The sequence below is a fragment of the Coleofasciculus sp. E1-EBD-02 genome (genome assembly GCF_040218245.1).
Lineage (GTDB): Bacteria > Cyanobacteriota > Cyanobacteriia > Cyanobacteriales > Coleofasciculaceae > Coleofasciculus.
On sequence record NZ_JAVJQN010000093.1, the window covers coordinates 1 to 11,151 of the forward strand.

Sequence of the window (11,151 nt, forward strand, 5' to 3'; positions counted from 1 at the left end):
ACGGCTCTGGCTCTTGATACATAAGCGTGAGGCAATCCATCCCGAAACGCGATCGCATCTGTAAACCAGCAATTTTACTGACTTGGACTACACAATTGCGCGAAGGTTTGCCAGATCGTGACGCGATCGCACAATCTTTAATAAAGATGTGGGTAATGCATCGATTACCCCCTAGAGGGCGCAAGCTGATGGGGTTCCTCTCAACGTAAACCATGAATGGACGTGAAGGAATAGAGCAGCGGAGGGATGTGGGTGAGGGGTCTGACCCCTGATTCGCCAGCAGTATCCAAGCTTGGGAGAGGGGCTGGGGGTGAGGGCTGGCTTGGGAGAGGGGCTGGGGGTGAGGGGTTGAGCTTAAGTTGACACGGATGGTTTAGGGACTAACGCTAATTAAGAGCTGATAACTGAACAACAAAACCCGCCCTTATTCAACCCAATAATTGACCAACAAAATCCGCCTTTAGATACTTCGCTTCGCTCAGCATGACAGATTCTACCAGAAAGCAATACCTGAAGAAAAACCCCTCCCTAACCCTCCCCTTGTCAAGGGGAGGAAATTCAAATTCATCATTCAATCGCATCGCCAAATCTTAATCGTTTTATCCGCACTTCCGCTGACAAGAATTTGCCCATCTAAACTAATCGCCACGGCATGTACAGCCGCCGCATGACCTTTGAGGGTGCGAAGTTTCCGTCCTTTTCTAACCTGCCACAATTTAATCGTTTTGTCAGCGCTACCACTAGCAAGAATCTGCCCATCGGGACTAAATGCCACTGTCGTTACGCTATCATGATGCCCTTTTAAGGTTCGCAGTATCCGTCCACTACTGAGTTGCCAGAGTTTAATCGTTCCATCGGCACTCCCACTGGCAAGAATCTGCCCATCGGAACTAAATGCTACCCCATTTACAGTATCAGTATGACCTGTAAGTGTATGCAATTCCCGCGCCTTCCCCACCTGCCATAATTTAATCGTTTTATCGCTACTCCCACTAGCGAGAATCTTGCCATCGGGACTAATCGCCACCCCATTGACTCCAGCAGTATGACCCTTAAATGTGCGTAGTTCTCGCCCCTTAACCAGAGACCAAAGTTTAATCGTTTTATCATCGCTACCACTGGCAATTAACTTACCATCGGGACTAATTGCCACCGACTTAACCCCAGCAAATAAACCTGAATGTCCGGTTAAGGTTCGCCGTTCCTTCCCGGTACTAAGTTGCCAAAGTTTAATCGTTTTATCATTCCCCCCACTCACCAAAATTTGCCCATCGGGACTAATCGCAATAGATTGAACATAGCCAAACCTACCTGCATGTCCTTTGAGAGTTTGCTGTTCCTTTCCCGTTTGCACATCCCATAACTTAATGGTTCCATCTGTACTACCACTAACCACTGTTTCTCGATCTGGACTAATCGCAACGGCGTAGACAAAGTAAGTATGACCTTTGAGGGTATGAACACAGCGCCAGTTCTGCTGGAGTGGCTGCAAGACTACATTTTGTAGCTTACTAATGCAGAAAAGGACATCTTGATAGTCTCGCAACTCTTGGTATTGCCAATACAAACTAGCCGCTTGATTAAAATCCGCGATCGCATGTCGGTGTTCGCCCAGTTGAGAATACGCAAGTCCGCGATATTTATAGGCTTTAACCAAGTCAACATCCAGCCAGATAGCTTTACTAAAATAGTCGATTGCTTGCTGATATTGACAATCCTTTGCCAGTTCCATTCCCCACTGGTAATAGCTTGTCCCATCCACATCCTGGTTAACTTCTGGCTGAGGTAACACCGGAGTGTATGACTTCAGATTTTGGTAAGCCTCATTTATTTTTTTAAGTTTCTCTTGTCCTTTAGCTTGTCGTTGTGGATCATCAGGAAAACGATCCGGATGCCAACGTCTAGCTAATTCCCGATAGGCTTGTTTAATTTCCTCTAAAGACGCACCCGGTTGCAGTCCCAAAATCACATAATACTGATTAAGCTGATCCATGAAAATTACGAATTATCTGAATTATAAATTATAAATTCTATTTTCCCCGTTTCTTAACCCATGACAAATGACGAATGACAAATGACAAATGACAATCTTATTGATATCGCCAAATCTTAATTGTGCCATCACCACTCCCACTAATAATCATCTCTCCATCTTGACTCAATGCAATCGAATTCACATCCCTAGTATGTCCCGCTAACGTCGCCGCCACTTTACCACCATGCAAATCCCACAACTTAATTGTGGCATCAGCGCTACCACTAACCAGCATTCGTCCATTATGACTAAATCTTACCGTTCGCACCCAATCCCCATGTCCTCTGAGAGTAGCCAGGAGTTTACCATTCCCTAAATGCCATAATTTAATCGTCGTATCGCTGCTACCACTGGCAAGTATTTTCCCCTGAGGGTCAATCGCCACAGAATTGACATCCCGTTCATGACCTGTAAAAGTATTTACTAATTCCCCCTTATCCAGACACCATAACTTCACCGTATTATCACTACTTCCACTCACCAAAAATTGTCCATTCGGGCTAAAGGTAACTGAATTAATCCCGCGTAAATGGTGGAAGGTGTAGAGTAAATTACCTGTATCAATATGCCATACTTTAATAACTTGGCGATCGCTACCACTTGCCAGGAATTTCCCATCAGGACTGATCGCCAAACATATCGACACTCTTGCCTCGAAATAATCCGCGATCGTACAACTTACAAAACCGGATTGCCAATGCCATAATTCAATTGTGTCATCCACACTACCACTCGCCAAAATTTGACCGTCAGGACTAAACGCCACCGACAACACAGGTTTTATATGTTTGATCAGCGTATGCAACAATTCCCCTGTCTGAAGATTCCACAATTTAACCGTTTTATCAAAACTTCCACTCGCCAGACATTGTTCATCAGGACTCATTGCCACTGAACAAACCGAACTTGAATGACCGATGAGCGTATGAATGCATTTCCACGTTTTTTTCTGAGGAATAAGTTGATGAATTGTCGGTATAGTTAACGTTTGAAGTTGGGCAAAATAGCGGTGACGTGTCTTCGGTGAATCAGGATTCAAGTCCTGTAAAACATCTCGCGCTTGTTGATAGCGCCGCCGGACGGGACGTTGCAACAATTTATCGAGAACTTGCTCTAATTCCGGACTCAGGGACGTAGTTAAATAATCTCGCCATACCCAATCTCCCTCATTCACACAATAAAGTTCTAAGGGATGGCGTCGAGTCAACAGATGAATACAAGTAACACCCAGACTATACAAATCACTAGCAAAAAACGCTTGACCTAACGCCTGTTCCGGTGCCGCATAGCCAGCCGAACCAATAATCGTTCCTTTGCGAGTGAGAGCAGTAATCGTGGCAAATTTAGCCGCACCAAAATCCACAAGTACCAGTTGTCCTTTCCTGGCTCCCTGGAAATTGGAGCAAGAACGACAAATCACATTGGCTGGCTTAATATCCCGATGAATAACATTATGATTGTGAATAAAATCTAGCAATGGCAGCAAACTATTGAGTAAGTCTCGAATTTGCTGTTCAGTGAAAGCACCTTGAGCGATTAACATTTGAGCTAAATCATACCCCGGAATATATTCTTGTACCAAATACTGGCGATTATCCCGATTAAAATGGGCAAACAGTTTTGGAATTTGGGGATGGTAGCCCAAATCATCAAGACGCACCGCTTCTTGCTCAAAAAGTTCCGCCGCTTTCTGGACAGTATCGGTTCCTTGAGCTTGAGGATAAAATTGTTTAATCACACAATGGGGCTTAGACGGTTTATCCTCATCCACAGCTAAAAACGTTCTACCAAATCCCCCCTGTCCAATCAATCGAAGCCCCCGATAACGCTCTCTCAATAGTAAATTTGACCCACAACTTTGGCAAAATCGATTACCATCGGGGTTCTGAGGCTCTAGGCATTTAGGGTTGAGACAGTAGCTCATAATTTGTCCAAATTACAATTGAATCCAAGGCGGTATTATCTCTAGGAATGCAGGAGTGTACTGCATCTATCATAAACCTTCCCCACTCTGCCGACAAAGACAGCGATCGCGTTCCTTCTTACTCTCAATTTAACTCGGGGTATGATCTTGCAACCAACTGGTTAAATCGGTAACATCAGTAAACGTTAGGACAGCATCGGCTAATGCTTCTAATTGCCCAGAAGATAATTGACGCAGGCGGGTTTGAAGTTCGGGCGCGATCTCTCCGATACGACGTTCTAATAAACGTAAGATTATTCCAATTTCTCCTTCTTGTTTACCTTGTTCTAAACCTTGTTCTAAACCTTGTTCAATGCCTTTCAAAATAGCGCCACGTTGGTCTTCTAGAAACATCTGTTGCTTTTCTAGCGTTTCCAACTCTTCCATACTTAAATTCGCTTGATTAGCAATTCTAAACGCTTTCTGAATAGCAGCAACTTCATCCATTGTTTCCGGTACACTGTCTAAGTTGCTCGTTTGTTTCATGAAATAAATCCATTTATCGGTTAATGTTTCCAATTCATTTAAATCTTTCTGAAAATTCGGCAACTCTACAAAAATCAATTCTAAAGGATGTTCCGGATATATGAATAAATCCTCCATATCGGCAAAAGTAAATCGGGAAATGACTTTATTTCGATGGGGAAACATCTGAAAGTCTGTAATTGTTAAAGCAATGACAGAATTCAGCTTAGAGTATCCTTCCCCAGATTTAAGTTGAGTCGCAAAGGTTTTAGCGGCATTGAAGACAACTCGTTTATCAAAAGCAACGACATTTAAAACTTGCATTTCAATGATAACGATTTTATTTCCAGTAATTTTCGCCTTAACGTCTAGAAAGGTGTCTTTTAGACCAGGAATACTCGGCGGCAAATACGGATCGATAATCTCTAAGTCTTCGATGGTTGGATTACCTTCGTATAGAAGCCCATTTAAAAAACTAATCAGGATGTCTTTACTATCGGTAGAACCGAATATTTTTTTGAAAGCAAAGTCTGTTTTGGGGTTAATGAAAATCATATATAGCACCTACTTTATTTATGGAATTACAGAGTAATAGGGGTAACATCAAAGAAAAGAGTTTACAATTCTTGAGATTAGCTATAGATAAGAGGGGACTATAAAATATTGTATTATGTTCTCAAGTTATTGACAGATAGAATCGCGATCGCGACGCAAGGCTGACCGGACTGAAGTTCAGGCGCGATCGCACTCCTAAAGCCTACGCCATATCTTGATTGTTTTGTCACTACTTCCACTAATCAATCGCTGCCCATCGGGACTGAAAACCACCGATGTCACTGCACCCGCATGGTCAGATAAAGTGCTAATTAACTCCCCATCCTCCAGATTCCAGAGTTTCAGGGTTTGGTCACAACTTCCACTGATTAAGGTTTTCCCATCCCGACTAAAGGCAAGACAGCGAACCTCATCAGTATGTCCTGTTAAGGTATACCTTTCCTGTCCAGTTCTCATGTCCCATAATTTAATCGTACAGTCTGCACTTCCACTCGCCAGCCATTGTCCATCGGGGCTAAATATGACCGCATAAATTCCCCTTTGATGTCCGTTGAGTGTGATCGTATCGTTGCGAACAGAGGAACGCACATCCCAGAGTTTAATCATGCCATCCCGACTCCCACTCGCCAGGATTTGTCCATCGGGACTAAAGGCTACGGTATGAACTTTGTCCCCATGTCCTTTAAAAATGCGTTTTTGGGCTAAGGTATTAGCATCCCAAAGTTTAACGGTACAGTCAGCACTCCCACTCGCCAAGGTTAAACCATCGGGACTAAAGGCGACGGCAAGAAAATAGTAAAAATAGCCCTTTAGACTGCGTTTCTGCTGTCCGGTACGAGTATCCCACAGCTTAATCGTATGATCCGCGCTCCCACTGGCTAAGGTTTGTGCGTGAGGATTAAAGGAAATGGATAAAACTGGCTGGGAATGTCCTTTAAGGATAAGGTGTTTTTGTTCAGTTTGAATATCCCACAATTGGATTGTATTGTTAATCGTGTTAGTGGCGATAATTTGCCCGTTTGGGTGAAGAGTCAGCGTGGTAATTGGCGCTAAATTTCCGGTTAGGGTGTTGACACATTGCCATCGGGGAATGGTGTCTGGTAAAAGCGGTTGAATTTCTACAGCAGGCTCAATCGTGGGAGAATTGGGTTCTGGGGTTGGGAATTGTGCGATCGCACCCTGTAATTGTGCAATCTGCTGATCAGGTTGGGATTGGAGAGAGTCTAAGTTAGTAACTCGTTGCTGGAGGAGTGCGATCGCGGTTTCTGTCTGTTGATGAGTCTTCTGATCAAATCGCCCTCGATTAGCTAAATTCAATCCCAGAGTAATCGTAATTGGTGCGGCGGCGTAAACCGCCTGCTGAGTGGCGGCGGCGATAACCGTTCCCAATCCTGAACCAGCGAGGAAAAGGTATTCGGTAATCTTTAGCCAGTGGCGGTTACTCATAAGGGAATAACTCAAATTGAGCGATCGCGACCCATTTCCCGATACAATATCTGGGCATTGTAGCAGCAAAAGGTAGGCAGAATGGTACAGGCAACGATTGGTATTATTGGCGGTAGCGGACTTTACCAAATGGATGCCCTCAAAGATGTGCAAGAGGTGCAACTCGATACCCCCTTTGGAAAGCCGTCTGATGCTTTAATTGTCGGCACTCTAGAAGGAACGACCGTTGCCTTTCTTGCCCGTCATGGTCGTAACCATCATCTCATGCCCACTGAATTACCCTTCCGTGCCAATATCCACGCGATGAAACAGTTGGGCGTCAAATACCTGATTTCCGCCTCAGCCGTGGGTTCCCTCCAGGAAGAAGCCAAACCTTTAGATATGGTCATACCCAATCAATTTATTGACCGCACCAAAAATCGTGTATCTACTTTTTTCGGTGAGGGGATTGTGGCGCATATTGGCTTTGCTGAACCCGTATGTCATCAACTCGCCGAGGTTTTAGCTGATGCGGTGGCTAGCTTACAGTTAACTGATGTCACCCTGCATCGCGGTGGCACCTACATCTGTATGGAAGGACCCGCCTTTTCCACTCAAGCTGAATCCCATCTCTACCGGAGTTGGGGCGCAACGGTGGTTGGGATGACGAATTTACCTGAGGCAAAACTAGCGCGAGAAGCAGAAATCGCCTACGCCACCTTAGCCCTAGTCACCGATTATGATTGCTGGCATCCCGATCATGACAGCGTAACCGTAGAAATGGTAATTGGCAATTTACGGCGCAATGCGACGAATGCTCAACAGGTGATTCAAGAAACCGTGCGGCGTCTTGCCCAAAATCCACCCCCATCCGAGGCACACTCAGCGTTAAAGTACGCGATTTTGACTCCACTCGACAAAGCGCCAGAGGCGACGAAGCAGAAGTTAAGCCTCTTCTTGCAAAAATACTTGTAGTCATTTGTCATTTGTCATTTGTCATTTGTCATTCGTCATTTGTCATTCGTCGTTTGTTGATTGTTCATGGTTCATTGTTGATTGGTAGTCCTCTTCCCCAGCTCCCCCAGCTCCCAGACGTAGCATGCTACGTCTCTACATTGCTCCCTCATCTCCCTCATCTCCCTCATCTCCCCCTCACCCCTTCTGCCAGACTGAGAAAGTTTGCGTAATACAACGTAATATTAACAAACGTAAACTTATACCCATATTCACGTTTCCAATTGTGTATGATGGTTCGTATGACCCAACTGTATTACAGCGGCATCAAAAGATTTTCTCAAATCGCCGTTGTTACAGAAAGCCTCTGTTAGCTACAGGTTCCGACCCTGGTTGAGAGATGGTTAACAGAGGTTGGGTAAACAGGGTGCATCTACTATTCATAACTCAGACGCTTATGTGTCCCTCGACTCTCTCATTCAACTATCTCATACAACATTATTTGTAATACAAAATAAAATTTTCGTAATACGTTGGCTGTAGTGAGAGCAATCTCCCAGAGGATAGTCTGAGTAAATCGCTCACGATCCTGGGAGGTTTAATTAATTTATATGACAGGTAAAAAAAAGTTACTTACGCAAAAGCTGACGTTGCTAGCGTTTTAGGTTAGGGTTATGTATTAAGAGAGTCGTAAATTTCTGTAATCTCAACCGAGTAGTGGGAAGAAACCAAAGACAGGGTGTAGGGAATAGCGGCTGAGGACTAACGCTCGAAAGTCGCTGCTTCCACCCGGAAGAGGAGAGAGAACATCTATGCGATATGTGAGTAATTTTTTGAGGGAATGTTGCTATCTCACCGAACTCAACTCCCAGATCAACCAAATTATTACTCAGGATGCTGCTGCTAATACAAATAGATTAAGTGATTGCAACTAGAAAGCAGAGTAGGGGTTCAAAGGAATTGGTAAACGATGCTCAAATTAACAACACCAAACGTTGGCAAAACCAAACGATGGTGTTATTCGAGTTGACTCAATCTCAGAGACTCAACGCCGGAGATTTGACCACCGTAATTTGTGACTTGACAAAAGCCGCCGCCGATGCATTAGACGCTGAGCGAGTCAGTGTATGGTTGTACAACGATGCAGCTTCCCAGCTTAATTGTGTGGAACGGTATGAGAATGGTAAACACTATCATGGCTGGGACAAAACCCCAGGACAAAACCAGGGAAAAGATATCAGTCCACCTATATTACCGAAGACGTGTTGTTGTCTTACCAATCCCCTATTGCTGGGGCGATTGGATGTACCGATCTGGCAAAACGAACAGATGATCGGTATGATTAGCTACGAACAAAGCTTATCCAGTCCGAGGGAGTGGACGCCTCAAGACAAAACCTTTGCCAGCGCGATCGCGAATTTAATTGCCCTGCGACTGGAACAATGGCATCACCAACAGGCAATGCAGGAGTTGAATCAGGGAGAAAGCCGTTACCGATTACTGGTTGAGAAGTCTCCCGATCTGATTTCTCAACATCGGACAGATGGGGTCTATGTATATGCTTCACCCGCTTGTCGTACCCTCTTAGGATACGAATCTGATCAGTTGGTGGGACATTCCATTGACGAGTTAGTGCATCCTCAAGATGTCACCGCGATTAAACAGATCTACTCCAACCCCACGGATTGCCAACACCAGCAGCCGATTCGCTACCGCATCCGTCATCAAAGCGGCGATTATCGGTGGCTAGAAAGCACGATCAATCCGATACGCCATCCTCAAACCAATCAAGTAACCGAACTTGTCGTTGTCTCGCGGGAGATTCGTCAACCCCAGCCCGCCGGAGAATCACGCCCCAAAGCCACACCTCACGCCTTGAAAATGAACCCCTTAGCCGTGGCAAAACAGGCAAACCCATTTAAACCCTTGGGCTTAGGGTCCCGCCTTTCCCGATTAACCCATCCCCCGGCGATGCCGACAACCCCCGCTCCACCCAGCCACAGCCGGATTTCCGCACTGGCGGCGGTGGTAGAAGATCGGCTGATGAGTGGCATGATGCTATTGGGAAATCAATCCCTCAACTCAGAATCTCGGCGTACCTTTAGCTGGGTTGCCAATGCCATTGCCGTTGCCATTGACCAATATTGGGCGCGTTCAGAACTACTCAGCCGTCGCGAATCTCTGCTTTTTGGGCTTGCCAATCAAATTCGCAACTCCCTAGAACTTCATACTATCCTGGAAACAGCAGTAGAATCGATTCGCACGCTACTCAAAATCGATCGCTGTCAATTTCTCTGGTATCGACTCAAAGCACAACCCCCCCATTGGGATGTAGTCAAAGAAGCCAGAACACCTGATTTATCCAGCTCTATCGGTCAACATTCAACCGAGCAAATTGCCCCCCTTGCCCAGCGGATTCTCAAGCGAGAAATTGTTCAGGTTGATGATGTGGAAACTTGTGATGACCCGATCCTAAAACAGTTTTTAACCCAACAGGGATATACCTCAATCTTGTCCCTACCGATTAAAACCCGGGCGGGAGACATTGGCGCGATTAGCTGTATTCACGGGACAGAACAACGTCCCTGGGATAATAGTGAAGTGGAACTATTGCAAGCGGTTGTCGCTCAACTAACGATCGCACTCGATCAAGCCTCCCTCTACACCCAAGCCCGTGAAAGCGCTGAGATTGCCCAAGCCCAAACCCAAGAACTTGAACAAACCCTAAACCAGCTTCAAGCCACCCAAGCCAAACTGGTGCAGAGTGAAAAAATGTCCAGTTTAGGACAATTAGTGGCAGGTGTGGCACATGAACTGAATAATCCAGTTAATTTTATTCACAATAACTTAACCTACGCTAGTGCCTATTTTTATGACCTCTTGAATCTGGTACGCCTTTATCAAGAGCATTACCCCAATCCGGCGGCGGCTATTGCGGAGCAAGCGGAACTCATTGATGTTGACTTTATCGCCGATGACTTACCCAAACTGCTGCGTTCTATGCAACGGGGAACCGATCGGATTAGTTCTATTGTCCTCAGCTTACGCAACTTCTCCCGCCTGGATGAAGCCGAGATGAAACAGGCTGACTTAAATCAAGGAATTGAGAGTACCTTACTGATGTTGCAACATCGCCTCAAACCCAAAGGGAACCAGCCTGAGATTAAAGTGCTGACGGAGTATGGCGATTTGCCTCAGGCAGACTGTTATCCTGGACAGCTTAACCAGGTGTTTCTGAACATTCTCAACAACGCGATCGATGTTTTGGAGCAGTCTTTTAAAGATAATCCCGATTATCCTGCACCGATTATTGCTATTCGCACGGGGGTATTGGAATGTTCCACGGATTCCTCTCACCAGCCAGACTCTCAGCTCGATATCCAGACAGAGGAGAAGAAACCATCGTTACCGAACTGTCCAAGGATTGCGATTCAAATTGCCGATAATGGACCGGGAATAACGGATGAGATAAAAGCACGGTTATTTGATCCCTTCTTTTCCACTAAAGTGGTTGGACAAGGAGTGGGTTTAGGATTGACCATTTGTTATCAAATTGTGGTCGAACATCATCATGGTATTCTCAACTGTACATCCACACCAGGGAAAGGGACTGAATTTTGGATCGAGATTCCGATTCAGCAAGTTACCAGTTCTTAGGATTCAGGTAGAGACATGCCATGGCACTATGGCGAGCAGATTTGTAGGAACATTTGATACTCTTAATTATCTGTAGGAAAGTTGCTAGGAAGGTAAT

The 11,151-nt window shown here is 45.3% G+C and carries 7 protein-coding genes; 2 read left to right on the forward strand and 5 right to left on the reverse strand.

All coding sequences use genetic code 11. The features are described 5' to 3' along the window. The 5 genes from RIC07_RS15245 to RIC07_RS15265 form a co-directional block, all read right to left on the reverse strand. The coding region (locus RIC07_RS15245) for a hypothetical protein (protein ID WP_446395278.1) at positions 1–214 on the reverse strand (214 nt) is incomplete at its 3' end. Between the two features lie 357 nt (positions 215–571). Further along, positions 572–1,993, reverse strand: a complete 1,422-nt coding sequence (locus RIC07_RS15250) for a WD40 domain-containing protein (protein WP_446395279.1) — start codon at positions 1,991–1,993, stop codon at positions 572–574. 97 nt (positions 1,994–2,090) lie between these two features. Continuing rightward, positions 2,091–3,959 carry a protein kinase domain-containing protein gene (locus tag RIC07_RS15255; RefSeq protein WP_446395280.1) on the reverse strand — a complete coding sequence of 623 codons (1,869 nt, stop codon included), beginning with the start codon at positions 3,957–3,959 and terminating at the stop codon, positions 2,091–2,093. A 129-nt stretch (positions 3,960–4,088) separates the two neighbouring features. Next, positions 4,089–5,018, reverse strand: a complete 930-nt coding sequence (locus RIC07_RS15260; RefSeq protein WP_446395281.1) for an Rpn family recombination-promoting nuclease/putative transposase — start codon at positions 5,016–5,018, stop codon at positions 4,089–4,091. Positions 5,019–5,213: 195 nt separating this feature from the next. Further along, entirely contained in the window at positions 5,214–6,464 is a 1,251-nt protein-coding gene (locus RIC07_RS15265; RefSeq protein WP_446395282.1) for a WD40 repeat domain-containing protein, read from the reverse strand. 81 nt (positions 6,465–6,545) lie between these two features. Between RIC07_RS15265 and RIC07_RS15270 the strand changes: the two genes are divergently transcribed. Then, positions 6,546–7,418 carry an S-methyl-5'-thioadenosine phosphorylase gene (locus RIC07_RS15270; protein ID WP_446395283.1) on the forward strand — a complete coding sequence of 291 codons (873 nt, stop codon included), beginning with the start codon at positions 6,546–6,548 and terminating at the stop codon, positions 7,416–7,418. A gap of 900 nt (positions 7,419–8,318) precedes the next feature. Further along, positions 8,319–11,054 (forward strand): GAF domain-containing protein, encoded by a 2,736-nt coding sequence (locus RIC07_RS15275; protein WP_446395284.1) that lies wholly within the window; start codon positions 8,319–8,321, stop codon positions 11,052–11,054. Positions 11,055–11,151 lie beyond the last annotated feature (97 nt).